We start from the raw sequence: 25999 nt of genomic DNA, 5'->3' as shown, positions 1-25999 counted from the left end.
TTTATAGCATTCTTACTTCTCCAAAGTCTGCAATAGCTTTTTTACAATTTTAAAATCATCAAAATCCACACGCTTGCCATTTGTTTCCTGATAGGTTTCATGACCTTTACCGGCAATAAGAATTATGTCGTTGGTGTTTGCTAATTGGCATGCCGTCTTTATGGCTTGTTCCCTATTTTCAATGGATAAAATCTTTTTAGTATGCTGCGGCTCCACACCACCTTCCATTTCAGAGATAATAGCACTAGGGGATTCCGTTCTGGGATTGTCCGATGTAAATATTATTTTATTGCTCATCTCCGAAGCGATATTGCCCATTACCGGACGCTTAGATCTGTCTCTGTCGCCACCACACCCCACAACGGTGATGACGTTTTCATTTCCAGTCCTCAACGTGTTGATTGTCTCAAGCACATTTTTTAAAGCATCCGGCGTATGGGCATAATCAACTATAGCCGTTATTTTATTTTCTGATATATAATATTGAAATCGTCCATCTACATTTTCCAACTCGCTTAAAAGCCGCAATGTTTCCAATTTTTCCAAGCCTAATAAATCAGCCGCCGCATAAATGCAAAGCATATTATAGGCGTTAAAGTGACCTATCAACTTGGTCCACAATTCATTGTCATCAATCTTTAATAATTGGCCATCAAATTGATTTTCCAAAATCTGAGCTCGGTAATCCGCATAATTCTTTAAGGCGTAAGTATATTTCCTGGCCTTGGTATTCTGCAGCATCACTAAACCATTTTTATCATCGATATTGGTAAGTGCAAACGCTTTTTTAGAAAGATTATCAAATAATATTTTCTTGGTATCCCTGTACTCATCAAAGGTTTTATGATAGTCTAAGTGGTCATGCGATAAGTTGGTGAAAATGGCACCTTCAAAAACTAGTCCCTCCGTTCTTTTTTGATGAATTCCATGGGAGCTTACCTCCATAAAACAAAATTCAACTCCTGCATTGTTCATCAATTTCAAATGATGATTGATTACCAAGGCATCCGGAGTAGTATGGGTAGTTGGATATTCGGTATCGTCTACCATAATTTTTATGGTAGACAGTAATCCAACTTTATAACCCGCTTTTTTGAATAATTGATACAAAAGACTTGAAATGGTCGTTTTGCCATTCGTGCCTGTTACTCCGACCAACTTCAAATTTTTAGAGGGGGTATCATAGAAATTGGAAGCCATGATTGCCAACGCCTGATGTCCATTTTCAACTTCCACATAAGTAACCTCATCTAGCATTTGCTTAGGTAATTCCTCACATACAATTGCCCTTGCCCCAGAGTCTACGGCCTTTTCAATGTATTCATGTCCATCTGTAATGGTCCCTCTGATTGCTACAAATGCATCCCCTTTCTGGATTTTTCTAGAATCGAAACATACCGATGCAACCTCACAATTAGTTGTTCCACTAACTGCAGAAATGTGTACACCGAACAATATGTCCTTTAACATTTTCATGATAACTCCAGTACTATTTTTCTAACTTTTTTCAAGTCGGTTCCTTTGGAAATTGACTGACTTTTAACCCTTCCATTCCCTTTTACCTCTACTTCCAAGCCAAGATTTTCTAAGATTGATACAGCATCCATTCCGCTCATTCCCCGTACATTTGGAACTTCCTTATGCTGTTTCTGAACACTGGCAAAATAACCTTGATAAGCTTCTTCCAACCTGTTTTCCAACGTATCCTTTACATCTACTTCATCTATTAAAGGAGATGTGGCATATATTTTTTGAGCTACCGACTTAAATACAGGACCTGACACGTCGGCTCCGTAATACCCGACGCTTTTATCGGGTTCGTGGATGACCACGATACAGGAATACTTAGGATTGTCCGCGGGAAAATAACCTGCAAAGGAGGAAATATATTTAAGTTTGTCGGGATCCTTGCTGACATAATTCTTCTGACAAGTTCCCGTTTTCCCTGCCATTGAAAAATTCGAAGAATATAATCCATGCCCAGTTCCATGTTTCTTTTCAACAACATCTTTTAATAATTGTTGAACCTTTCTTGCCGTTTCCTTGGAACATATGGAAGGATTTAATACTTCCTTATCAAACTTTTTAACTGTTTTGTTCCATTCCTTCACCTCTTTAATCAACCTAGGTTTGATTAATTCTCCATCATTTGCGATGGCATTGTAAAAAGCCAAGGTTTGCAAAGGTGTCATGGCCACTTCGTAGCCGTAGGCCATCTGAGCCAAGGACAACCCGGACCAGCCTTTATCGCCCGGATACCGTAATACCGGTTTACCCTCACCCTTTACTGGAAGCCCCAACTTCTTATGGATATCCATACTCATTAGGCGGTTCACATATTTTTCAGGGTTTTCCTTATAGTTATTGTGTATAATTTTTGCGAAAGCTGTGTTCGAAGAAACCTCGAAAGCCTTGGCTACGGATATTTCTCCGTACCCACCATTTTTGGAATCACGAACGTAATGGTTATAAATTTTCCACCGACCCTTTTCCGTATCAACAACTGTACTCGTATCTATTACTTTATCCTCGAGCGCTGCCACAAGGTTTACCAACTTGAATGTAGATCCAGGCTCATGAGATTCTCCAATAGCATAATTTAATCGCTCATAATACTTGCCTTCCGAAGTTCTCCCTAAATTAGAAATGGCTTTGACCTCACCCGTTTTTGTCTCCATTACAATAACAGACCCATGATCTGCCTTATAATGTTCCAATTGTTTTAGCAAGGCATGGTGAGCAATATCCTGAATATTGATATCTATAGTAGAATAAACATCATAACCATCTTTAGGTTCTACTATATTATCATTACCTATGGGCTTCCATTGATTCTTGGCAATTTTTACTTTCGTCCTCTTGCCTTCTACTCCACTTAAATATTCACTAAAAGCACCTTCCATACCCACTCTGGTTCGATAGCCATTTTCATCTACCCGTTCGTACCCTACACTGCGCTCCGCTATTTTTCCTAAAGGATGTTCCCTTTTGGTTCGCTGCTCAATGACAATACCGCCCTTAAAAGGTCCCTTTTCAAATAGTGGAAAGCCCTTGACGGCCATATAGTCCGAATAGTCTAAATTTCTAGCAATAAGGGCGTACCTATTTTTGTTTTGCCTGGCCTTTCTAAGAATTTGTTGATAATGTGACGATTCACTATTGAATAATTTCGCGAGTGCATCTGACAGTGGTTTTACATTTTCCGTAAAATCCTTTTCGCTAACCGTAACGGCATCAAAATGAATATTGTATTTAGAAACTGAAGTCGCCAATAAGCTACCATCATCGGAATAAAGATTTCCCCTATTCGGAGCGATGGTGAACATTTTTGTGGTCCTAGTCTCGGCCAAAGCTATATACTTCTCCCCATCCACTACTTGTATGGAAACCAGTTTAAACAGGACGGCACCCGCAAAAATCACTAAGCAGGCTGCTACAATATACAGTCTGGACAATATGGATTTTTCGGTTGCAGGCATTGTTATTCGGAAGCTTTTAAGGATTTAACTTTAATTTTTTTTGGCGGTGTTTCAGAAGGATATAAATTTTTCTTGAGCACCGTACTTGTAATGGTCGACTCCAACTTTAATTGTTGCAAGTCTGAGCGTGCATCCACGAATTCATTTTTCAACTCTTTTACGTTTTCGTTCAATGCCGCAATCTTGTGAACCTTTTTATCGGCACTATGGGAACTACTGATCATGATGGCGGCCAAAAAGGAAGTAAAAATGATAAAGCGCCAGTTTTTTAACGAATCTCCATCCACCAAGAACTTGCCCTTTAAAATATCCAGTATGCCCTTTTTTACTTTCATCCTATAGTATTATATCCGTTTCGCTATTCTTAACTTGGCACTTCTTGCCCTACTATTTATTGCTATCTCCTCTTTAGAAGGAACAATCAACTGACCTGCTTTTTTTAATGGAACATCTATATTTCCATAAAAATCCTTTTCCGGCTCCCCTTCAAATTGTCCGGATCTTATAAACCTTTTCACCAAACGGTCTTCTAAGGAGTGGTAACTAATCACGCTCAATCTTCCACCTTTCTTTAACAACTCGGGAACTTGTTCCAAAAATTCCTTTATCACCGCTATCTCTTGATTCACTTCTATCCGAATGGCCTGATAGATTTGAGCCAAAATCTTATGTTTCTTATGTTCTGGCAGGAACTTCTTCAACACCTCCTTTAATTCTTCCGTAGTCCTAATGGGGTTGATTTCCCTAGCTGAGATAATTGTGTTTGCTATGGCATTTGCATTTCGCAAATCACCATAGACAAAAAACACTTTCCTTAAATCGTCATAGGAATACCTGTTTATGACTTCATTGGCCGAAAGACTGTTTCGCTTGCTCATCCTCATATCCAATTCCGCATCAAAGCGGGTCGAAAAACCCCTGACCGCTTCATCGAACTGATGCGAGGAAACCCCAAAATCAGCCAAAATCCCATCTACTTTCCGAATGCCATAGAACTTCAAGAACTGGGTGATATATCTAAAATTCTCACCTATAAGAACAAACCTCTCATCATCTAGACGATTACTTTGCGCGTCCTCATCTTGATCAAAGGCGAACAACTTTCCTTTTTCGCCCAATCTTTTTAATATTTCCTTGGAATGACCTCCTCCGCCAAATGTCACATCAACATAAACACCATTCTCCTTAATCGCCAGACCGTCTACGGACTCTTTTAGCAATACGGGATTATGATACATCTCCCCCCGGCTTTTCAGCATACTTGACTTCATAAGCCAACTGCTCTCTTTCCTCAGGAGAAGATTCCACATCTCCGTCGTAAGTCGCCTTGTCCCAGATTTCCAGATGTCTATCCATGGGAGACAGCACCACTTCTTTTTTAATACTCACCAGCCCGATAACATCTTTAGGTATCAACAACCTTCCCGTTGCATCGATTTCTACCTGCCTAAGTCCCGAGGTGAACTTCCTCTTAAACTCACGGTCCTTTCTACTGTCACCCAGTTTTTCATTGAGTTTTTTAACCTCAGATTCCCACTCATGCTTGGGATACAATTCCAAACACTCATCGTAATAGGACTTCTTTACATAAAAACCATTGCCCAACATTGGAGCCATTTGATTCCTAAGGGATACGGGTAACATTACCCTTCCCTTGGCATCTGCCTTACAGTTATAAACACCTGAAAAATAGATTTCCAAAATTGATGGTCTTTCTTATATAACTCAAATATATAAATATTATTACCACATTTTACCACAAAAAACCACTTTGTTAATAAAATAGTAAATTTTTACCTCAATATTGTCCCAAGTTGATCTCAAAACATCAAAAAATAGGTTGCTTGGACCTAACACGATAAAGATGAATCTAGAATTGAATCTAATTTCACCCGAGTTAAATGATAGTATGTATTCTATCTATTTACCTATATTTGCCCAAATATCAGAACCCTAGTAGATGGAGGACGAAATAATCAAAGACGGAAAATTCAGGTATATAGAAAAAGGGGAAGGTTCCCCTATTATTATACTTCATGGGCTCATGGGCGGCCTAAGTAATTTTCATGGTGTTACGGACCATTTTCCCAAAAAGGGATATAAGGTACTGGTCCCTGAACTTCCCATCTATGACATGCCCATGTTAAAAACCAATGTAAAAAACTTTGCGAAGTATCTCGAGAAGTTTATTGAATACAAAGGTTTAAAAGATGTGATTCTTTTAGGTAATTCATTGGGAGGACATATTGGATTGCTCCATACCAAACTATACCCTAAAATGGTCAAAGCTTTGGTAATTACAGGGAGTTCAGGTCTATATGAAAGCGCCATGGGTGACGGTTACCCAAAAAGGGGCGACTATGAATTCATAAAAAAGAAGGCACAAGATGTCTTCTATAATCCAGAAGTTGCCACCAAAGAGATTGTAGATGAAGTCTTTGCAACAGTGAATGACCGAGTGAAATTGGTAAAAACTTTAGCTATTGCAAAAAGTGCCATTCGTCATAATATGAGCACGGATTTACCGACCATGAATACACCTACCTGTATTATTTGGGGAGAAAACGACACGGTAACCCCTCCTGATGTAGCCGAACTTTTTCACGAGCTTTTACCTGATTCCAATTTATTTTGGATCAAGGAATGCGGACATGCCCCAATGATGGAACACCCAGAAGAGTTCAATACTATTTTGGACAACTGGCTACAGGAGCGTAATTTCTAAACTTACACTCATGAAGATTAAGTCGGCAGACTTTGTGATGAGCAATTCGGACGTCGAGAAATGTCCCAATGAGCCTATTCCCGAGTACGCGTTTATAGGAAGGTCCAACGTAGGTAAATCTTCCTTAATAAACATGTTAACGGAACGTAAGAGTTTAGCCAAAACCTCAGGCAGACCTGGAAAAACCCAGCTTATTAATCATTTCAAGATAAACGAAAATTGGTTTTTGGTGGATTTACCTGGTTATGGATATGCTAAAGTTTCAAAAAAAGAGAAAAGAACGTTTCAGAAGTATATTACCAATTACTTTTTACAACGTCAGCAGTTGGTTTGTTCATTTGTCTTAATTGACATAAGGCATAAACCACAACCTATAGATTTGGAGTTCATGCAATGGATGGGGGAAAACGGAATACCCTTCGCCATTGTTTTTACTAAAGCGGATAAATTAAAGCCACAGGCAATACAAAGGCAAGTTTCCACGTATTTACAGTACTTATTGGAAGATATTTGGGAGGAGGCCCCACAATATTTCATAACCTCATCTAGTAAAAAAATGGGTAGGGATGAGCTCTTGTCCTATATAGAAGCTATTAACCTGGAATTCTTTGAAGTAAATAAAAATAGTCCGGTTTAAAGGGTTTTAAACTGCCCCCTTCACTTTTTTAAATCTAATTTTTCAGCGAAATATGCGCAGAAATCCTTCATAGTGGCCGTCATTTTTTCATCTTGGGTTGCCCTCATAAAGGTATCCGACAAGGATACCAATGTTTGATGAAAAAATATTTTCATTTCCTCTACAGGCATATCTTTTGTCCACAAATCAATTTTCAATGACTCTTGGTTTTTACTGTCCCAAACGGAAAGCAACATTGCCTTGGCCTCCTCATTATCTATCCCCCCATCCTGAGCGGACCAATAAAGCTTTTCAGGCACTCGATTTTCATCAAGTCCTACTCTCAGTTTTATTTCCGACTCATGTAAATCTGCCATTTAACTTCTTGGTTTATAATTAGACTTTTTAAATATTTCTTCAGCAGGCATGGCCAATAGTTGTTTTAGATTTACATCATTATTGTCCATAAATGCCTTAACAATCTGCCAGCCAATATATCTACCTAGGCGTCCAGGAGATTCGTTATCAAGTTCCAACCCAAATTTGGAAAATGGTGCCGGGTCCAAAAAACGTTGATTCAATTTTGCATCGGTACTATATAGATATTCATTTTCAATAAAGTTTCTCCAAATAGGTTCCTCATTGGCAACGGCCCAGTTCATTTCATTCTCGGTATAGCCTATTTTTATTTCGTCTTTTGTATCGGGCATCAACTTATCCTTCAAATACAGTTCTTTTCCAAAATATACCATCCTAGCTAAATAAGCTCTGTCCCTTGGCCTTGGAACCACCTTTTTAGCAAAGGCACTGGCAACATCGCTAACCATAAACTTCCTATCCAACACTATGGCCACGTAGCGCTGAAAACCACCGTAATACTTATGTTGTGATCCCAAATAATTATCCAGACCAATAAAAAGCAGCGTATCGGCCAGTATAATTCTATTCTCATAATCCACATCATTAGTGACCGTGATGATTTTTGGTGTTTTCTGTTCAGGGAAATAATATTTAATGTGTTTAAACAGATTTAAAAGCCCAACCTCTTCATCTTCAAAACTACTGAATGTATTTCCTACCTGCTGGAATAGTTCAATTTGAAGGGAATCGTTCATTTTGGCAATCCATACACTATCGGGAGCTGGAAACAGGTAAGGATACATTTTGCGAAGTTTGGGAAGGCCATCTTCATCAGATTCGGCGAATTGCCTATCGAACCTATTTACTTTCAAATCCAAAGGAATATTGGATATTTCTTCCTCTACCTTGTCACTGTCATTACATCCAATAAAAATCAGTAAAATTGACAATACAATAAAAATGGGTTTTCTCATACCAAGTATTTCCGGATACATTTTATTTTTAAATAAGTACAACTTATTTTTAGGCAAAGTTAATCGATCTAAACAAATATTATAAGGGTATGCAAACGGAAAAAGTAATTGATCATATTGTAGGTTGGCTAAAGGATTATGCAAACGATGCACACCAAAAAGGTTTTGTAATAGGTGTTTCTGGAGGAATTGATTCTGCCGTTACCTCAACGTTATGTGCAAAAACAGGTTTGGACTTACTTTGTTTGGAAATGCCCATCCACCAAGCCGAAAACCAATCAGACCGAGCTTCCAGACATATTGATTGGCTACAAAATAATTTTCCCAATGTTAAAAGGCAACCCGTAAACCTTACACCTGTATTTGATAGCCTTGTAGCTTCTTTTCCAAAAGTTGAAGATGAGGAAGAACGCTTTATGTCACTTGCCAATACGCGAGCCAGGTTAAGAATGACCAGTCTTTATTACTTTGCCGCACTCAATAAGTATCTGGTCGCAGGGACCGGAAATAAGGTTGAGGATTTTGGTGTTGGTTTCTATACCAAATATGGTGATGGTGGAGTAGATTTAAGCCCGATTGCAGACCTGTTAAAAACCGAAGTTTATGAGATTGCCAAAAAATTGGGGGTTAATGAGGAGGTAATAAAAGCTGCTCCAACCGATGGTTTATGGGGTGACGATAGAACAGATGAAGATCAAATTGGGGCCTCTTACCCCGAGCTGGAATGGGCCATGAAAATGAAAGACAAAGGAAAAACACTAGAGGATTTTACCGGTAGGGACAAGGAAGTTTTTTCTATATTTCTGAGGTTCAACACCATGAACCAACATAAAATGCAGCCTATACCAGTTTGTGTCATTCCAGAATCGATAAAATAACCACTCACCTAATAATCAGGTTAATAAATCGAATAATAAAGGCGATTTAATGCCCTTATGGAAAAATAGTACATCTTTGTCTTCTAATTTAGATTATTTAGTCCTACATTGCATGTACTCTTTTTCACATAGAGAAATGGCCTAAACTATCTTGAAAAATCAACATAATGATAAAAGTTTTAATTGCGGATAATCATCCTATAATCCGTATGGGTGTTAGGAATGTATTGGAATCCGCATCTGGTTTTGAAATGGTGGACGATGTTGCCACCACTGAAGAGCTTTTCAAAAAACTACAGAATGTAACCCCCGATGTTGTAATGCTTGAAATGGATATTCCTGAGATGAATGGAATAGCCGCTTTAAGAAAAATTAAAAAAGAATATCCCAACGTAAAAGTGCTGATGTACAGCGGACAATCCGAGGACGTCTATGCGCTAAGTGCTATTAGGGCAGGTGCATTTGGATACTTATCCAAATCTTCTGGCGTGGATTATATTTTATCGGCGGTTAACAAAGTTAGTGAAGGTAGTATGTTCATTACCAATGAATTGGCCCAAAGACTGGCCTTTGACGAAGGAACAAAAAAACCAAGAAGGTTCTTCAGAAAATTATCCACTAGAGAAGTTGAAGTATTAAAACTGCTTGCCAGTGGTAAACGTAACAAAGAGGTTGCTCAAGGATTAAACCTTAATGAGAAAACCGTGAGTACCTACAAAGCACGATTAATGAAAAAGCTTAATGTAGATAATATGGTAGATCTATTGCAACAGGCAAAAGCATTGGAGCTATATTAAAAATCCTTTTTAAAATAAAAATAAAAGACCCGCAATTGCGGGTCTTTTATTTTTTAAAGTGGTTACGAATGTACTAGGTGAGAACCCTATTTAACTTTTGGTTCAACAATTTATTCAATTGTAAATAGTTCATAATCTCCTCCAATATTTCCTTATTATCAACTCGCCCATTCTCTGTTTCATGCTGTAATGATTGCATTCTTTTCTTGATTAAGTAGCACCTTAATGTAAGAATTGTTTCACTGACCAATTGAGCGACCCCAATACCTTTAGTCTTGGGATAAATATCCTTCCGTTCCCAATTATCTAACGTATAGCGTTCCTCCTCCATTAAGATAGAAGACACTTCATTAGCCATATCCTGTTCTAACTCGGCAATAAAGTCACTTACTTTAAATTCCTCGCTTTCATTCAAAGAAGCAATCAATTTATAATATACATCCCTAAAATTTGTGTTTGCTAGCTCTATTTCATCTTCTTGTAAATCCAAATACACTTTTTCATAAACCTTTATTTCTAACGATTCTGGTTCCAGAACTAGGTCACCACTCTCATTTTCCTTTAAAATAAGGTCTTCAAACTCTTCCTTTTGATCACCATAAAGCAAAAGACTTTCAATAATTTTTCGCTCTAATTCATATTGCACATCTACCTTCTCACTGACGGGTTCATTCCTAACCACATCGAAAGCCTTTTGTTCCTGTCTTTCTTTCTTAATGGCATCCGCTTGATTTTTTTTACCTATTTGCGCCAATGTACTAAAAAGGACATTTTCAGAGACATTCATTATTTGGGCACATTCCTGTACGTATATTTCCTTTTTAATACGATCTGGTATCTTAGAAATACTATTGACTATATCCCGTACCGTATCGGCTCTTTTTATTGGATCGTTCGAAGCTTCCTTAATCAATAGTGATGCTTTAAACTGAATAAAATCCTTGGAATTCTCCTTTAGATAGCTTTCAACCTCTTCCAGATCATTGTTTTTGGCAAAACTGTCCGGGTCCTCACCTTCTGGAAAGGTGCATACTCTAACATTCATCCCCTGCTCCAAAATCAAATCTATACCACGTAATGAAGCTCTTAACCCAGCTGCGTCACCATCAAAAAGAACTGTGATATTTTTGGTCAAACGGTTTATTAAACGAATCTGTTCCGGCGTCAAGGCAGTTCCGCTCGAGGAAACGACATTTTGTATTCCTCTTTGATAAAATTGAATTACATCCGTATAACCTTCTACCAAATAGCAATTATCCTCTTTGGCAATGGCTTGCTTTGCAAAGTAAATACCATAAAGCACCTTACTTTTATGGTAAATTTCACTTTCGGGCGAATTTAAATATTTGGCGGCCTTTTTTTCATTCGTAAGAATACGACCTCCAAACCCCAAGACCCTTCCACTCAAGGAGTGTATAGGAAACATCACCCTACCTTTGAAACGATCAAACTTTCTGGGGTTATTTGGATTGTTTTGATCTTCTTTTACAATCGTCAGTCCAGTTTTTTCAAGATAATCCAATTTATAACCTTTGTCTAAGGCCGCCTTAGTAAATCCGTCCCATTGATCGAGACAGTATCCCAGACCAAATTTTTCAATGGTCTCATCCGTAAACCCACGTTCCTTAAAATAACTAAGACCTATAGCCTTGCCCAATTCTGAAGTCCATAAAATATCCCCAAAATATTTCGCGGCATATTCGGACACCAAATACATACTTTCGCGTTCATTGGCCTGCTCCTTTTGCTCATTGGATTGCTCTGTCTCCTCTATTTCAATATTATATTTTTTCGCCAAATATTTTATGGCCTCAGGATAGGTAAAATGCTCATGCTCCATTAAAAAAGCGACCACATTCCCTCCTTTTCCACTGCTAAAGTCTTTCCAGATCTGTTTCACTGGGGAAACCATAAAGCTTGGTGTACGCTCATCTGAAAACGGACTAAGGCCCTTAAAGTTGGAACCAGATTTTTTTAGTTGTACAAAATCTCCAATTACCTCCTCTAAACGAACAGTTTCATATACTTGGTCTATGGTGGTTTTGGAAATCATCCTTCTATTTTCATCAATGGACTACGAGCGTAAATAGCCTTTAAAATTAGTACATTTGGTGAAAATAAGGGAAAATAATGATTCTTTTCTTTGGAACACGACCTGGCAAATCCGAAACGAAATCCCTCGATGGTGTTTCTTGTCCATACTGTAACCAAACCAGTACCCTAAATGCCTTTATTTCCTCGAACTACTTTCACCTATTTTGGATAAAGCTCTTTAAAATTTCCTCATCCAAAGTAGTGGAGTGCAGTCACTGCAAACGGGTCTTTTACCCGGAAGAATTTAGTGAAGCAATGAGCACCGCCATTGAAAATTAAAAAGGACATACCTTTTCTGGATATGTCCTTACTAACTCAAATAAACAAAAAACTTAATTCTTAAAGATCAAACCTCAATCCTAGGGATACATTTCTTTGCTCAATATCTGCATTATTAAAAATAGGGTTTAAATCATATTTTAAATATAGCAGCACACCGTCAAAACCTGCATAAGCACTTAGTCCGTAGATTAAATCATTGGTATTATAGTCCCGCTTCAATTTATCCTTTACACCATCCCCATTTTGGTTATACTTAAGTTTTTGTCGGGTTCCCAGGTTAAAACCACCGTAAGCACCTATTCCCAAGCGAAACTGATTGTGCAACGAATATCTCATGGTCTTTTCCGTCTTCTTAAGTTTTGATGGACCGAATTCCAGATGAATAGGAAAAACAAGATTATCCATTCTAAACTTCGCTTTTTGCAGTTCTAAGTCAAAATCCTGTAGTTCTGCATTCCCTTCATCATTTAACACAAAATATTGGTTGTCCTTAATCTTAAGTCCATTGAACTGAAACGAAAAACCATAATTCAATCTTAGAAAATTTGTGTTCCGAAAAACGCGGGTACGCCATTGCCAGCCCATTTCAAAAAAACGACTACCCCCAATCTTATAAGGCGATTCGTCCAAGGATTGCCCATCTATAATTGCATTATTTAAGCCAACCGCAAGCACAAAATCAGAGTAAGTTCTGCGATCATATTTTATTTCCCTTTTCCAGGGCTTAGAATTAAAAATAAAACTCTCAGCAGGCTTACCCCCGATATCGATGCCAATTCGGATTTGTCCTTCCTCAACGGAATCTACTTTAATATCGGTTAATAGCACACCCTCATTTCTTTCCAAAAGAGCAATTTGGTTATCAATAATCATTAACCTATTCTCTATATTTAAAGCTCGTTTTTCAGCCGCAGCTTCTTTTAATGTTTTAGCTTCCTCTATGGATATTAGTCCATCTTCAAGGCGCTCATTAATATCGGCAACTTCATACTTTAAAGCACCTTTTTCTTGTTCGGTAATTTTTATTTTTTGACTCTTTAACGCTTCAATTTTTTTTTCGTATTCCTCTTGAGCACTTAATGAATTCACTACGAACAAAGTGAAAAATAATAAGGCAAATGTTGTAATTGTTCTCATTTTTAATTGATTTTGATTTTTGATGAATAAAACTCCAGTCCCACTCCCCATAGTAAATTATGGAGCTTAAGGTGATTTAAATGGTATTGATTATTAATTATTTCGGTCCGCGACAGCAGTCCTTACTTTTAGAAAACCGGCTTTGAGCGATTCAAAAATTTGGTCTCGGAAGGATTGATCAAGTTCATCCTCAACCTCCGTTAACAAAGCCATGGCATTAACGGTTCTATCTTGATTGAAAAGCTTTTCCCTTAGAATATCTTTTTGGGCATTTAACAATAAAGAATCTACTTCCCCATCGGATACCTTTCCATTTGCTTCAATAGCATCTACCTGTGCAATGACCTCAGCAATTTTGGCATTTAAAATATCTTTTGGCAGTACAAGCTCTAATGTTTTTTCCGGTAGTTCTATTCTATCTGTATTTGTTGCCAAAGAATTGGTGTCGCTTAAATCCTCTTGAACCAAATCCAGCTTTGGTAGTAAACCGTTGCCTTCACTTTTGGAGTTGACAGTGCCTTTTTCAGTTTCCTTTTCCATTACAACAGCATCCGGAGCTTCCTTGACCAAATTGATGGTTCTATCTTCCTCTTTAATTTTGTCATTGGAATCGGAATCTTCGGTATTTACCACTTTATTATTTTCTACACCCTCAATTTCATTCGATGAATTAAAATAAAATAAGGAAAGACTTACCAAAATCAATAAACTGGCTGCAATCCCCATCCAGAAGTACTTAGGCTTACTTTCTTTTTTTGAGCTATTAAGCTGACTGGAAATTTTATCCCATGCTTCATCCGAAGGGGAAATTTCCCGTTCTCCCATCTTGTTTTTAATGTACTTTTCGAATTTATCTGGTTCCATAACCGATGATATTTTGTTTCTGTAAATTTTCTTTAAGAATTTTTCTCGCCTTAAACAGTTGTGATTTGGAAGTGCTTTCCGAGATGTCCAACATATCTGCAATTTCCTGATGCTTATATCCCTCTATGGTATATAGAACAAAAACCATTTTATATCCTTGTGGCAGGGCATCTATGAGTTGTTGAATATGCTCCGTATCCATTTCTGTTGTTAGTCCAGAGTAAGAGCCTTGATTGTTTTCAAAAATCCCATCATCGTACACAACAAATTGCTGCTTTCTAAGAAAGGAGATACTCTCCCGAATCATAATTCTCCTAACCCATCCTTCAAAACTTCCCTGAAATTTAAACGACTCTAGATGATTGAACATTTTCACGAATCCCTGTATCATTACATCTTCAGCAAAGTGAATATCCTTTACATACTGCCTACAAACACCCAACATTTTAGGGGCATGTTTGGCATATAAAGTCTTTTGGGCTTCCCTGTTCCCATCAATGGCTTTCTTTATAAGTTGCCGTTCGTTTTTATAAAAAGGTATAATCTTCAAATCTTTTAAGGTCTTCTATTTATATAGACGCATAGAGATACGTTATAGTTGCCTAGTAATCGAAAATATTATTTAATAAACTATAAATCAATAATTTATGTGGTAAAAATAAAGAGAAAAATTATTTTTTACGCTCCACAACGTAATTCACCATAAGTTCTAGAGCGTCCTTGTAATCGGATTTGGGGTAGGTGTTGAGCAAGTATAGCGCCTCATCTTTAAACGCTAGCATTTTGGTAACCGCGTAATCCAGTCCACCAATTTTTTTCACAAAAGCAATTACCTCTTTGACCCGCTTTTTATTTTTATTGTGGTTCTTAATGGAGTTTATCAACCAGCTTTTTTCTTTTTTAGAGCAGTTATTCAAGGCATAGATTAACGGTAGTGTCATTTTTTGTTCCTTGATGTCTATCCCAGTAGGTTTTCCTATTTTCTCTTCTCCATAATCAAATAAATCGTCCTTTATTTGGAATGCCATGCCGCACAATTCCCCAAATTTCCGGAAGGTTTCTACATCATTACTATCAGGTTTAACGGAACAAGCGCCTAAACCACAACATGCGGCAATTAAGGTTGCCGTTTTTTGTCGAATGATATCATAATAGACCTCCTCGGTGATATCCAATCTTCTGGCCTTCTCAATCTGTAAAAGTTCTCCTTCGCTCATTTCGCGAACAGCAACTGATATAATCCGTAGTAAATCAAAATCACCATTGTCAATTGAAAGAAGAAGGCCCTTTGACAGAAGATAGTCCCCTACTAAAACAGCAATCTTATTCTTCCATAATGCATTGATTGAGAAAAACCCCCTTCGCTTGTCACTTTCATCCACAACATCGTCATGTACCAAAGTAGCGGTATGTATCAATTCTATGACGGAAGCCCCGCGGTAGGTACGCTCATTGACCTCTCCATCATTCAACAATTTGGCTGTAAGGAACACAAACATAGGTCGCATTTGTTTTCCTTTCCTATTGACGATGTAATACGTAATTCTATTAAGTAGCGCAACTTGTGAAGTCATGGACTCCCGGAATTTGGATTCAAAAAGTTCCATTTCCCGGTTTACCGGCTCCTTTATTTGAGATACAATTTTCAAGCAGTTTGGCTTAGACTTTCAAAATTAGGGAAAAGTGACCAGTGTACAGTAATTCGTAGCTTAGATATTAGTTGATAGGAGAATTTTTTTAGTTTTAAGCCAAATGGTATCGATAAATGGATAGGCTCCGACCACCCTGGATAATAAGCCGCACCAATTCAAATTCAGCCCTTAGGACTTATTAGCCAGTTGCCCACAGGCAGCGTCTATATCTTTTCCCCGAGAACGTCTTACCGTTACCGTAATTCCGTTTTTTTCAAGTTGATCTACATACATCTCTATGGCCTTTTTGGATGCTTGTTTAAATTGACCATCATCTATTGGATTATATTCTATCAGATTAACTTTTGAGGGCGCAAACCTACAGAAATCGACTAAAGCGTCAACATCTTCCCTTTTATCGTTGATTCCTTCCCAAACCACATATTCATAGGTAATACGGCTATTTGTTTTCTGGTACCAATAAACCAAAGCTTCCCTTAAATCTGACAATGTGAAGGTTGCATTAAAAGGCATAATAGAAGTCCTAGTTTCGTCTATGGCGGAATGCAGTGAAACCGCCAATTTAAACTTCACGGCATCATCTGCCATTTTTTTTATCAATTTAGGAACACCGGACGTTGATACCGTTATTCTTTTTGGAGACATGCCCAATCCTTCTGGAGACGTAATTTTTTCAATGGCTTTAAGTACATTGTTATAATTCATCAAGGGTTCTCCCATTCCCATAAAAACAATATTGCTTAGCGGTCTTTCAAAATATAAACGACTTTCATTGTCTATAGCAACTACTTGATCATAGATTTCGTCCGGATTTAGATTGCGCATTCTCTTTAATCTTGCCGTTGCACAAAACTTACAATCCAAACTACACCCAACCTGGCTGGACACACAGGCGGTAGTCCTTGTTTTCGTTGGGATAAGTACCGACTCCACAATTAAATCGTCATGTAACCGAACTGCATTCTTAATTGTACCGTCCGAGCTTCTCTGCATTTGATCAACCCTAATATGGTTGATTACAAAATTATCCGCTAACATATCACGTGTCGCCTTGGAAAGATTGGTCATTACATCAAAGGAATGGGCCGATTTTTGCCATAACCACTCGTATACCTGATTGCCTCGAAAAGCTTTGTCTCCGTTAGATACGAAAAACTCCCTTAATTGGTCTCTAGTTAATGCCCGTATGTCCTTCTTAGCTTTCATCCGACAGTAATATAGCTATAAAAAATCCCGCTTTTCAATATAATGACAAAGCGGGATCTATATATTTTCCTTCTCTTAAGAAGGTCATTGTAATTATCTCAAAATCAACATAGCATCACCATAGGAATAGAACCTATAGCCTTCCAAAATCGCCTCCTTGTATGCTTTTTTCATTAAATCATGACCCATGAATGCCGAAACCATCATCAGCAAGGTTGATTTTGGCAAGTGAAAATTAGTTATCATAGCGTTGGCAATACTAAATTCATAAGGAGGAAAAATAAACTTATTCGTCCACCCCTCAAAAGTATTCAACGTATGATTGGAAGATACAGCACTTTCCAGACCTCTCATAGCTGTTGTGCCTACCGCACAAATTCTTCTCTTTTCTATTATAGCGTTGTTTACAACCTCTGTTGCCTTCTCTTCTATAACTAATTCCTCACTATCCATTTTGTGCTTGGAAAGATCTTCTACTTCGACCGGATTAAAAGTCCCTAGCCCCACGTGGAGTGTTAGTTCGGCAAAATCTATACCTTTTATCTCAAGTCTTTTTAAAAGATGTTTGGAAAAATGAAGACCGGCAGTAGGGGCAGCCACCGCTCCTTCATGCTTCGCATAAATTGTTTGGTATCGCTGTTCATCTTCTGGCTCAACTTCCCTTTTAATATATTTGGGAAGTGGTGTTTCGCCAAGCTCCCGAAGTTTTCTTCTGAAATCCAAATAGGCCCCATCATACAAAAACCTCAAGGTCCTACCCCGGGAAGTTGTATTGTCTATTACCTCGGCCACTAAACTTTCGTCTTCTCCAAAATATAGTTTGTTCCCTATTCTAATCTTACGCGCTGGGTCAACCAAAACGTCCCACAGGCGTTGTTCTTCATTAAGTTCCCTCAACAAAAACACCTCAATGCGAGCACCTGTTTTTTCTTTATTTCCGAACAAACGAGCAGGAAATACCTTTGTATTGTTAAGTACCATTACATCACCTTCATCAAAATAATCGATCATGTCCTTGAACATCTTATGTTCAATCTTACCGGTACCGGCATGTACGACCATTAACTTGGATTCATCCCTATTTTCTGATGGATGCTCTGCCAATAATTCCTTTGGAAGTTCAAAACTAAAATTGGATAATTTCATCTATTTCTTTTTATGAAGCATTTTGCGGCTGCAAATATACAATCCGCAATAGGGGGTTGTCAAGTAAATGACGAATTATAATTCCTTTACCTGAAATTGAAGTTTTTGTAAGTCGCTCCAAAAATCTGGATAGGACTTGGTAACCACCATAGCATCATTTATTACAATGGAGGTCCTCATGGCCAATGGAGCAAAGGCCATTGCCATTCTATGGTCATTATAGGTATCTATAGCCACATCCATATTAATAGCATTAGTAATATTTAAAGTGAGTGATTTGTCCGTGACTGAAATATCGGCACCTAATTTGGTTAATTCTGTATGTAAGGCCTCCAACCTATCTGTCTCCTTTATTTTTAATGTATGTAAGCCAACTAAATGACAACTTAAACCTAAGCCAAAACATGTAACTGCAATTGTTTGGGCTATATCCGGAGCGTTTGCCAAATCGCATTGGATTTTTGACTGGGAAGCTTCAGCAATTTTTTTTATCGCAATTTGATTTTCTCCAAATGAGGTTTCTACTCCAAAGTCTTTATAAACTTCCTGTAGAACACTGTCTCCCTGAAGACTGTTTTCCTTATAGGCAGAAAGTATAATTTCCGTCCCTACTTTAGAAAGTGCCACTATGCTATAAAAATAGGAAGCTGAACTCCAATCGGATTCCACTACCAGAGTAGTTGAGTTTACGTCGCTTTTTGTTTCTACCTTAATAAGATTTCCTTCAAAACTGCTCTGAACTCCTATTTCGGACAATAATCCCAAAGTCATTTTTATATAGGGGACGGAGGTTATTTTACCAACCAATTCCAGTTCTAAACCATTTTTCAGACTAGGAGCAATCAATAGCAGGGAAGAAATATATTGACTGCTAACATTAGCAGGTAGGCTCACTTTGTTTCTTACAAGTTTTTTACCTTTTATACGTAAAGGTGGATACCCCGCTGCTTTGACATATGAGATATCCGCACCTAATTCTTTTAATGCGTCAACCAGAATACGAATGGGCCTCTCCGTCATTCTTTTTGAACCCGTAAGTACAATATCACTTCCTTCTAAAGCGGCGAAATAACCCGTAAGAAAACGCATGGCCGTACCCGCATGATGAATATCCACAGTACCTTCCTTTATTCTTAATCCTTTTTCCATGACTTGGGCATCATCGGAATTGGAAAGATTTTTAATTTCAATTCCTGGATACAGGGCGGACAACAACAAAGAACGATTAGATTCGCTCTTTGAACCTGTTATTTTTATAGTCGCTGCGAGTAATTTATTATTTGGTCCGGAAAGGTGAATTTTCAAGGTAATTGCTATTATAAACGAACCCCAAAGATAGTACTATTTCAGCTTTTTATTATTGTGGTGACGGTCATGATCACGCTTTGTTTTCAAATCTAACTTATTGTCAAAAGCCTGTTGTAAATCTATACCTGTTTGATTGGCCAAACAAAGCAGAACAAACAATACATCTGCCAATTCCTCACCAAGGTCCTTAGTTTTGTCCGATTCCTTTTCGCTTTGTTCCCCGTACCTTCTGGCGATGATTCGAGCGACCTCCCCCACCTCTTCAGTAAGTTGCGCCATATTGGTCAGCTCGTTAAAATATCGTACTCCATGCTCCTTAATCCATTTATCTACGGCTTGTTGTGCATTTTCTATGTTCATTATACCCGTATTTAAGACCTGTTATATTTTCTCCAAAACTATTAAAGAATGTGTTTGTATATCGACTCCTTCACTAAAAAAATCTCTAATCATTTCAAAATTTTGACTGTCAAAATGGGTTGAATTTAAAGCAAAGCTAAATACCATGTTAATTGTTCCTGAAGCATTTTCATTAATGTTAAATTTTATCGCTCCAAGATTATCGGGTAAAGCTATATTTTTGGACTTAGGTAATTCTTTTAACCTATAACCCTTCGGAACCTCAACATTAAGAAAATATTCATAATTTCTTATAAAGCCGAAATCAATGGGGTAGCTTCTTCTTGTACTTAAAAAAGGGTTTTTGTCAAAAAATTTAAATAAGAAAGGGTTTAAATAGATATTGGATGCTTGAAATCCTTCCTCAACATCAAATTCAAAACGCTCCACTAATTTTTTTTCGCCGGAGTATTCATCCTTAATAGCATATGAATTAACGTAAAACTCATTACCAATAGTTTTTTCAAATTCTTCAAGGTATTTTTCACGGCTCATAGATTCCAACAAATCCCGTCGGGATACACTTTGATAACCAGAATTAATTAAATCTAGAATCCCTTCCATTTTTCTTTCTTTAGGATTTAATTTTATCTGCATCCTAACACTTTGATTGTTTCTCCCCTCCGGTATTATATCATACCAATAGCTTTCCTTATCAAAATCCATTACTCGCCCATAATAATTTAAACAACGATAAGGTAACATCCCAAAAGGCAGATTCCTTTCCGTTGCATCCAACAAATAAGTAACCCCATCAATATCCACTTTTGCCACTATATAGTTGAAGTCTGTCATTACCGGATGGGTTTTTTTAGGAAGTCCTCTTTTTCGAGTTGCCATAAGCATTATATTGGCGTTAAATCCCCTGGCATTCAACAAATTAATCAGTGCAATGTTGATTTCAGCAACATTGCCACTTTTTTCCTCAAAGGCATCCTTAACCCTGTTATTATGCCATATACCGTACTTTTCGTTCCAAGTAAAATGATTCTGGACAAACGAATAAATCTTTTTTGCCCTATCTAATGGTTCTCCAACTGTAAACAATGTAGGGTCCACATTTTTTTCAAAGAAATTCCTTTTCCTTAACTGACTTCCAATATCCTTATCGGTTTTAAATTCTGTATCCACATCTTTCCATGTTTTTGTAAACTTTTCAGTACCTCCCCTAAACATTTTGTATTCAGATAATTCAAATTCCAATCTAGACTTATAATTATTTGAGGATAACATGAACTCTTCAGATTCTTCATATGCAGGAATATCCTTCATGATATATTTTAAAACTTCGCAACTGGCCTCGTTCGTTCCTCCCGGAATCGAAAAACAATATTTTTTCACCTTTGCCTCATTAAAATCCAGCTTCCTTTCTCCTATCAAGGCCCTGTTGTAAACCCAATTACCTGGTATCCTTGCATTATATTCCGAATAGATTTTGGGTATATCCGATTGAAAATCCCACCCTTTAAGATTAAAATGAAATGGAGACTGAATCTCATAAGTATATTCCAAAATTGACCCAACCTTGACATTAGGAAATGTAAATCTTTTTTCTGACCAATTCTCACTGACATCAATATCAAAAATTTCACTTTTTTTAACTCCCATGGAAATCCCTGAATTATGTGTAAGAGCCTTCAAATCATTGATTTTCTCGGTACTTTTATCAGTATGGTAATAAGGCACTTCAATTATGGATTGATCAATCCCTTCCAAGGTTAAAACTTTGATTTTAGCATGGTATTTTGTAATTAGCCAAATTCTATTATCTCTTACCTCAAAATAATTATCCCCGTATTCGTATAAATAAACGGCGTCGGCCAAACTATCTTTTTCGTAAGAATTAAAATTTAAATCAACATTGGAAAGCCTTCCAAATTCAACGCTATTTTGTGCAAACGAAATGGATACAACCATTAAGAAAGTACAAATTGCGAAGAATATTTTATTGATAACTGACATAGCATTTAATTTTAAAATGGACTATTCCATGGTTAAGAAGAACCTTTTAACTATTTAAATCGTTTGCAGGCTTATTTTCCCTCCTTAAGTTCATTAATTGATGTTTCACCTATGACTTTGGTTAGAACAACTTTCTCCACCTGCTTTTCAACAACTTTACTATAGAGTTCTTTTAAGCCTCCATATTGTTCAGTACCGACAACGGCCTGGTTCATCATTAAATCCACACTTAACTGTAAGCTTGTCCCCCTAAGCATTATTTGATATTTGAAGGACCCCATATTGTTTGGCATTACCAGGCTTATATCTTTAGGTTTCGAAAGAAGATGATAACCTTCCGGAATATTTACGTTGATGATGTACTTTTCTTGCCAAGGATAAGAAAAATCAACGGGATAGTTTCTTTCGTTTAGTTTGAAAGGGTTCTCTTCGGTTGCCATAAAGAACATGGGAGAAAAATAAATCTTGTCATTTATTACGTCAACCTGATTGTCCAAATTAAAGGCATAGCTCTCAGTAATAGGTTTTCCTACCGTCTTTTTGTTCTTTATTCTATAATCAGAAATTTCCATACCATGATTTCGATTTTCAAGTTTTTCCAGATAAGAATCTTCAGAAATTGCAATGTTTGTATTTCTAAATTGGTAGGCATTATACTCATTGTAAACCTTGCGTAATTTGCCATTCAACTTGCCTTCGGATGAAAGGTCTACCATCATTACAGTATTCTCCGCAGAAATGCTCTGAGGTGATAAATTTATTGTTTCATAAGTTTCATCCTTTTTTATTAACCTACCTAACCAATTCAAGGCTCTAGTAGGCAGTAAATTAGGCTTGGTATATTTGTTAGAGGCATCCAAGAGAACTGTGCCCTCTCCTAACTGAACCGAAGCAATTACATAATTAAAACCTTCCATTGTAGGAAAAAGAGGCACACCATTACTTCGCGTACTAATCAACACCGGATTAGCTTCCAAACCTGCTTCTTGTAGAATAGCAAGTAATAACAAATTAATATCTGCAATATTTCCTGTTCTCTCCTTATATGCATCTTTAATTCCCTTATCAACATAATATCCAAAATATTTGTTCCAGGTCATCCTTTCCTGTATATGCTTAAAAATAGATAATGCCAATTCAGATTGGGAGCTACTCGCATTCTTAAGTTTCTCCAATTCTTCATTGAAAAAACGGTTTCCTTTTAACTGTCCTCCAAAACTCTCACTCTTATAAATGTTCTTAATAACACTTTCCCATGTAGAGGTATAACTCTTTATTGGTGCGTTGGGAAATTTCACATATTGTAGCTCATATTTTACTGCACTCCTATAATTATCCATGTAATTTACATAGGGTTCTTCTTTTAATGCCGGAACATGCTCCACGTTATATTGAACAGTATTTACCTTATAATCAATTTGACTATTGGAATACTTGGTATTTTGTATATTACGAACCGATTGAGACCTACTTTTTGATTGGATATTTATAGTACCGCTGTTTGTGCTATATTTTGGCTGAATCATTAGATATCCTTTCATAAAAGGCTTAAATACAAAATATTCAGGTGTAGCGATACTTATTTCCTCCTTTTTTATCGGTATATCATACTGTAGCGCAATCTCGGCTATATTGTAATAAAAAGGGGAATGGATTTCATATTCGTATTCAACCACGCTTCCTTCTTTTATATTGGGTAATGTGAATTTTTCTTCATTTCTATATTTGTTCAAAGAGGTTTGAAACTGTCCTGACTTTTCCAGTTTATCCTTTACAATCTTATCATCGACCAGATTGTATGTAAATGCCTTTAGACCTGAAAGGTTTTCAGCGTCGGTGCCATTCTTATATAATTGCTCCGCTTTTGTAGCATAATCAAAACCATCCTTATTATAAATTTTTATTCTTTCATGTACATTGGTAACTACCTGAAATCCTGATTTTTGATAATACTGGAACCATATTCTTTCATTTCTATACAGAACAACTGCAGCGGCGGAAGAATCCTTTGGATAATATTTTTCTTCCAGTTCCTCTTTGGATACTTTTCCAAACTTATAGTCCTGTGCATTTAAGCAAAGACCAAATAATAGTAAGGTAATGGATATTGAATTCTTAATTTTTTTCATGGTTTGATTGGTTAATTTTTTAAAGGCGATTATTTTTTTACGAGTACTATTTGACTATTATCCATTTTGGCAGTCATTTTTCTAAACTCACGGTAATCCCCGTATTTCTCCTTAGGGTAAAATCCATTTTTGATAAATAGGCTTCTTTTATATACTATTGAATGGCCTTCTTCCTTTGGTTCGAAGCTAACCTTATAATGGCCGAATTCATTTTCTTCGTTAAACGCTTCCGGGACTGCTTCAATCTTATACCCGTCCGGTAATTTAATCAGTAGAGTATCCTCATCTAAATAACCTCGTGTAATCTCAAAAGGAAATTTTCTGTTCCTATACCTATTTGGAACAAAACTGTTATTATTGAAAGCATTTACGGAAAATAAGATTCGGTTTCCACTTATCGATGCATAATTGGAAGCTTTGAAAGTGACGGTTTCCGTAAACAGAACTTGGTCCTTATCGTTTTCAAAACTGTAGTCGTCCAATTTTAAATTATTGATATTGTTCCATGTGTTTTGATAATATTTGACCACATCCTCTGGTGATTCTTTTTCCAGCCCAAAGCGATTGTCATATTGAACTCCTTTGGTAGAGATTTTAACAAAACCTAATATATTGCCTACGGGATCCAAAATATATTCACCATTGATTCCCTGGAAATTTTGTTCGTTAAGGTAACTCGCAGTTTTTATAAGTTCACCTCCTTCTGGTTTAACTACCAAGGCTTTTCTATCGTCCGTAAAATCACCCAAAAACCCAAATGGATGAACTTGAGAAGTACAGTCTATCCAATAATATTCGTTTTTGTAAGGAATAGTTAATATGGCATGGTTACCCTGAAGACCTGCAAAATCCTGTTCAAAATCAATTTTTCCATTCCCAGCTTGTATTACAGTGTAGTAAGACTCGACTCCCGCTGCCTTTAGTAATGCACGGGTGTAGTTGGACAATCCTTTACAATCACCGTATTTGACCTTATCGACATCCAATGCACTAATCGGTTTCCAACCGCCTATTCCAATCTGTACACTTATATACCTCGTATTGTCCTGAACATATTTATAGATGATTTTTGCTCGCTCCAAAGTATCGGACACCCCACTAACAAGACTTTTTACCTTACTTGTTGTCTCCGCATTAAGATTTGACCTGTCTTTTAATAGGGAGTTATTGACCCATAAACCAAAATCTTTCCAATCATTAAATTCTGCGGTTTCACCTTTTAAACTAAATTGTTTCAGCTGCACTCTTAGTCTTGGGATTATTTTGGAAAAAGAAGGAGCCATTTGCTCTGGTCGATACGCCTTAATATCCGCAGCTTCATAGGTGATTATACCTTCACTTTCTTTTTTAGAAACTTGAATTTCTTCTAGGTTATATTCTTTAATTTGAGGTTTTATACCATAATCACTATAATTAATGGTGTATCTACTTTCTTCTACACTCACATTATAATCCGACACAAAATACCATTGAGGAAAGAATCCCGTATCACTAGTTTCAATAGTGTAATGCAAGGCTATGGTACAAGGATAACTAACAGGAGTGTATCTATTTACTAGCATCCTATCATCATTATACAGCGATATTCCGTCATTTACACTAACATCCTCAAAATCCCTCTTTTTTATATGGTCTATTTCATTACCCAGATTATCATATATGTATACCTCTAGGTCCTTTATCTTCTTCTCCTTATCATATCCAACTCTATTAACTCCAAAGCTATTCCCCTTGGAATTTAGAATAGTAACCACTTGATTAACCTCATAGGACATTTCATTATAAGATGATAAATGAATATTCATTTCATCAATTCTTACAATGGCATTTGCATTATCGGACAATGAACTATCCAATAAAAGAGATTGATATTTTTGATTTTGAGCAGTGCCTGTTAGACATAGGAACAGGAAAAAAATACGGAAAGTCAATTGCATTGGTTAGTTTAAGTAGGCTAATTTACTAACGGCAATATATTATTTTTCTTACAA

The 25999-nt window shown here is 37.0% G+C and carries 24 protein-coding genes; 5 read left to right on the top strand and 19 right to left on the bottom strand.

Annotation, left to right across the window (positions count from 1 at the left end):
• Positions 1-12: 12 nt before the first annotated feature.
• From PP182_RS18990 to PP182_RS18970, 5 genes are read right to left on the bottom strand one after another with little or no spacing between them, the layout of a single operon-like run.
• On the bottom strand, positions 13-1476 hold the full coding sequence (locus PP182_RS18990) for a UDP-N-acetylmuramoyl-L-alanyl-D-glutamate--2,6-diaminopimelate ligase (RefSeq protein WP_272652851.1): 1464 nt from the start codon (positions 1474-1476) through the stop codon (positions 13-15).
• Positions 1473-3479 carry a penicillin-binding protein gene (locus PP182_RS18985; protein ID WP_272652850.1) on the bottom strand — a complete coding sequence of 669 codons (2007 nt, stop codon included), beginning with the start codon at positions 3477-3479 and terminating at the stop codon, positions 1473-1475. The genes PP182_RS18990 and PP182_RS18985 overlap by 4 nt, the downstream gene beginning before the upstream one ends.
• A gap of 2 nt (positions 3480-3481) precedes the next feature.
• Entirely contained in the window at positions 3482-3814 is a 333-nt protein-coding gene (locus PP182_RS18980; RefSeq protein WP_272652849.1) for an FtsL-like putative cell division protein, read from the bottom strand.
• Between the two features lie 9 nt (positions 3815-3823).
• Complete coding sequence (gene rsmH, locus PP182_RS18975; RefSeq protein WP_419197742.1) at positions 3824-4717, bottom strand: 16S rRNA (cytosine(1402)-N(4))-methyltransferase RsmH; 894 nt, start codon at positions 4715-4717, stop codon at positions 3824-3826.
• Positions 4707-5180: a division/cell wall cluster transcriptional repressor MraZ gene (locus PP182_RS18970; RefSeq protein WP_272652847.1), complete on the bottom strand. Its 474-nt coding sequence runs from the start codon at positions 5178-5180 to the stop codon at positions 4707-4709. The genes rsmH and PP182_RS18970 overlap by 11 nt, the downstream gene beginning before the upstream one ends.
• Before the next feature lie 259 nt (positions 5181-5439).
• Between PP182_RS18970 and PP182_RS18965 the strand changes: the two genes are divergently transcribed.
• Both PP182_RS18965 and yihA read left to right on the top strand, forming a co-directional pair.
• Positions 5440-6204: an alpha/beta fold hydrolase gene (locus PP182_RS18965; RefSeq protein ID WP_272652846.1), complete on the top strand. Its 765-nt coding sequence runs from the start codon at positions 5440-5442 to the stop codon at positions 6202-6204.
• Between the two features lie 10 nt (positions 6205-6214).
• Entirely contained in the window at positions 6215-6841 is a 627-nt protein-coding gene (yihA, locus tag PP182_RS18960) for a ribosome biogenesis GTP-binding protein YihA/YsxC (protein WP_272652845.1), read from the top strand.
• Positions 6842-6861: 20 nt separating this feature from the next.
• Here yihA and gldC read toward each other — a convergent pair whose 3' ends face one another.
• Together gldC and gldB are read right to left on the bottom strand one after the other, a co-directional pair.
• Positions 6862-7197 carry a gliding motility protein GldC gene (gene gldC / locus PP182_RS18955; RefSeq protein WP_272652844.1) on the bottom strand — a complete coding sequence of 112 codons (336 nt, stop codon included), beginning with the start codon at positions 7195-7197 and terminating at the stop codon, positions 6862-6864.
• Positions 7198-8154, bottom strand: a complete 957-nt coding sequence (gene gldB, locus PP182_RS18950) for a gliding motility lipoprotein GldB (protein ID WP_272652843.1) — start codon at positions 8152-8154, stop codon at positions 7198-7200.
• A gap of 89 nt (positions 8155-8243) precedes the next feature.
• Between gldB and nadE the strand changes: the two genes are divergently transcribed.
• Together nadE and PP182_RS18940 are read left to right on the top strand one after the other, a co-directional pair.
• On the top strand, positions 8244-9032 hold the full coding sequence (gene nadE, locus PP182_RS18945) for an NAD(+) synthase (protein WP_272652842.1): 789 nt from the start codon (positions 8244-8246) through the stop codon (positions 9030-9032).
• 167 nt (positions 9033-9199) lie between these two features.
• A complete protein-coding gene (locus PP182_RS18940; RefSeq protein WP_272652841.1) occupies positions 9200-9829 on the top strand; it encodes a response regulator in 630 nt (209 codons plus the stop codon).
• 73 nt (positions 9830-9902) lie between these two features.
• Here the strand turns inward: PP182_RS18940 and dnaG are convergent, their stop codons facing one another.
• Positions 9903-11882 carry a DNA primase gene (dnaG, locus tag PP182_RS18935; RefSeq protein WP_272652840.1) on the bottom strand — a complete coding sequence of 660 codons (1980 nt, stop codon included), beginning with the start codon at positions 11880-11882 and terminating at the stop codon, positions 9903-9905.
• A 77-nt stretch (positions 11883-11959) separates the two neighbouring features.
• On the opposite strand from dnaG, the gene PP182_RS18930 reads away from it, so the two are divergent.
• On the top strand, positions 11960-12202 hold the full coding sequence (locus PP182_RS18930; RefSeq protein ID WP_272652839.1) for a zinc-ribbon domain-containing protein: 243 nt from the start codon (positions 11960-11962) through the stop codon (positions 12200-12202).
• Positions 12203-12262: 60 nt separating this feature from the next.
• Here the strand turns inward: PP182_RS18930 and PP182_RS18925 are convergent, their stop codons facing one another.
• From PP182_RS18925 to PP182_RS18875, 11 genes are all read right to left on the bottom strand, one after another.
• The gene (locus PP182_RS18925) at positions 12263-13342 is read right to left on the bottom strand and encodes a hypothetical protein (RefSeq protein ID WP_272652838.1); all 1080 of its coding nucleotides are present in this window, start codon (positions 13340-13342) and stop codon (positions 12263-12265) included.
• 93 nt (positions 13343-13435) lie between these two features.
• Positions 13436-14206: a hypothetical protein gene (locus PP182_RS18920; RefSeq protein WP_272652837.1), complete on the bottom strand. Its 771-nt coding sequence runs from the start codon at positions 14204-14206 to the stop codon at positions 13436-13438.
• Positions 14193-14756, bottom strand: coding sequence for an RNA polymerase sigma factor (locus tag PP182_RS18915; protein WP_272652836.1), 564 nt, complete (start codon positions 14754-14756; stop codon positions 14193-14195). Before PP182_RS18915 ends, PP182_RS18920 begins: the two co-directional genes overlap by 14 nt.
• A gap of 121 nt (positions 14757-14877) precedes the next feature.
• Positions 14878-15855 (bottom strand): polyprenyl synthetase family protein, encoded by a 978-nt coding sequence (locus PP182_RS18910; RefSeq protein ID WP_272652835.1) that lies wholly within the window; start codon positions 15853-15855, stop codon positions 14878-14880.
• A gap of 171 nt (positions 15856-16026) precedes the next feature.
• Positions 16027-17064, bottom strand: a complete 1038-nt coding sequence (gene rlmN / locus PP182_RS18905) for a 23S rRNA (adenine(2503)-C(2))-methyltransferase RlmN (protein WP_272652834.1) — start codon at positions 17062-17064, stop codon at positions 16027-16029.
• 93 nt (positions 17065-17157) lie between these two features.
• Positions 17158-18210: a tRNA preQ1(34) S-adenosylmethionine ribosyltransferase-isomerase QueA gene (queA, locus tag PP182_RS18900; RefSeq protein ID WP_272652833.1), complete on the bottom strand. Its 1053-nt coding sequence runs from the start codon at positions 18208-18210 to the stop codon at positions 17158-17160.
• Positions 18211-18285: 75 nt separating this feature from the next.
• Entirely contained in the window at positions 18286-19515 is a 1230-nt protein-coding gene (locus PP182_RS18895) for a 3-phosphoshikimate 1-carboxyvinyltransferase (protein WP_272652832.1), read from the bottom strand.
• A 36-nt stretch (positions 19516-19551) separates the two neighbouring features.
• A complete protein-coding gene (locus PP182_RS18890) occupies positions 19552-19878 on the bottom strand; it encodes a nucleotide pyrophosphohydrolase (RefSeq protein ID WP_272652831.1) in 327 nt (108 codons plus the stop codon).
• A gap of 21 nt (positions 19879-19899) precedes the next feature.
• On the bottom strand, positions 19900-21879 hold the full coding sequence (locus PP182_RS18885) for a DUF3857 domain-containing protein (protein WP_272652830.1): 1980 nt from the start codon (positions 21877-21879) through the stop codon (positions 19900-19902).
• Between the two features lie 71 nt (positions 21880-21950).
• Entirely contained in the window at positions 21951-24008 is a 2058-nt protein-coding gene (locus PP182_RS18880) for a transglutaminase (RefSeq protein ID WP_272652829.1), read from the bottom strand.
• Between the two features lie 29 nt (positions 24009-24037).
• Positions 24038-25945 (bottom strand): DUF3857 domain-containing protein, encoded by a 1908-nt coding sequence (locus PP182_RS18875; protein ID WP_272652828.1) that lies wholly within the window; start codon positions 25943-25945, stop codon positions 24038-24040.
• Positions 25946-25999 lie beyond the last annotated feature (54 nt).

Origin of the sequence: Maribacter sp. PR1 (assembly GCF_028464145.1) — a bacterium.
GTDB lineage: Bacteria > Bacteroidota > Bacteroidia > Flavobacteriales > Flavobacteriaceae > Maribacter.
This window is presented reverse-complemented; position numbering and strand designations above follow the sequence as displayed.

What these genes read in the sequence shown, in the direction of transcription:
- rlmN (WP_272652834.1), bottom strand. Translation starts at nt 17,064, where the DNA reads ATGAAAGCTAAGAAGGACATACGGGCATTAACTAGAGACCAATTAAGG.
- rsmH (WP_419197742.1), bottom strand. Translation starts at nt 4,717, where the DNA reads ATGTATCATAATCCCGTATTGCTAAAAGAGTCCGTAGACGGTCTGGCG.
- PP182_RS18920 (WP_272652837.1), bottom strand. Translation starts at nt 14,206, where the DNA reads ATGGAACCAGATAAATTCGAAAAGTACATTAAAAACAAGATGGGAGAA.
- PP182_RS18925 (WP_272652838.1), bottom strand. Translation starts at nt 13,342, where the DNA reads ATGAGAACAATTACAACATTTGCCTTATTATTTTTCACTTTGTTCGTA.
- PP182_RS18930 (WP_272652839.1), top strand. Translation starts at nt 11,960, where the DNA reads ATGATTCTTTTCTTTGGAACACGACCTGGCAAATCCGAAACGAAATCC.
- PP182_RS18965 (WP_272652846.1), top strand. Translation starts at nt 5,440, where the DNA reads ATGGAGGACGAAATAATCAAAGACGGAAAATTCAGGTATATAGAAAAA.
- PP182_RS18890 (WP_272652831.1), bottom strand. Translation starts at nt 19,878, where the DNA reads ATGAACATAGAAAATGCACAACAAGCCGTAGATAAATGGATTAAGGAG.
- PP182_RS18940 (WP_272652841.1), top strand. Translation starts at nt 9,200, where the DNA reads ATGATAAAAGTTTTAATTGCGGATAATCATCCTATAATCCGTATGGGT.
- PP182_RS18885 (WP_272652830.1), bottom strand. Translation starts at nt 21,879, where the DNA reads ATGTCAGTTATCAATAAAATATTCTTCGCAATTTGTACTTTCTTAATG.
- gldC (WP_272652844.1), bottom strand. Translation starts at nt 7,197, where the DNA reads ATGGCAGATTTACATGAGTCGGAAATAAAACTGAGAGTAGGACTTGAT.
- yihA (WP_272652845.1), top strand. Translation starts at nt 6,215, where the DNA reads ATGAAGATTAAGTCGGCAGACTTTGTGATGAGCAATTCGGACGTCGAG.
- PP182_RS18980 (WP_272652849.1), bottom strand. Translation starts at nt 3,814, where the DNA reads ATGAAAGTAAAAAAGGGCATACTGGATATTTTAAAGGGCAAGTTCTTG.
- gldB (WP_272652843.1), bottom strand. Translation starts at nt 8,154, where the DNA reads ATGAGAAAACCCATTTTTATTGTATTGTCAATTTTACTGATTTTTATT.
- PP182_RS18875 (WP_272652828.1), bottom strand. Translation starts at nt 25,945, where the DNA reads ATGCAATTGACTTTCCGTATTTTTTTCCTGTTCCTATGTCTAACAGGC.
- PP182_RS18985 (WP_272652850.1), bottom strand. Translation starts at nt 3,479, where the DNA reads ATGCCTGCAACCGAAAAATCCATATTGTCCAGACTGTATATTGTAGCA.
- nadE (WP_272652842.1), top strand. Translation starts at nt 8,244, where the DNA reads ATGCAAACGGAAAAAGTAATTGATCATATTGTAGGTTGGCTAAAGGAT.
- queA (WP_272652833.1), bottom strand. Translation starts at nt 18,210, where the DNA reads ATGAAATTATCCAATTTTAGTTTTGAACTTCCAAAGGAATTATTGGCA.
- PP182_RS18990 (WP_272652851.1), bottom strand. Translation starts at nt 1,476, where the DNA reads ATGAAAATGTTAAAGGACATATTGTTCGGTGTACACATTTCTGCAGTT.
- PP182_RS18880 (WP_272652829.1), bottom strand. Translation starts at nt 24,008, where the DNA reads ATGAAAAAAATTAAGAATTCAATATCCATTACCTTACTATTATTTGGT.
- dnaG (WP_272652840.1), bottom strand. Translation starts at nt 11,882, where the DNA reads ATGATTTCCAAAACCACCATAGACCAAGTATATGAAACTGTTCGTTTA.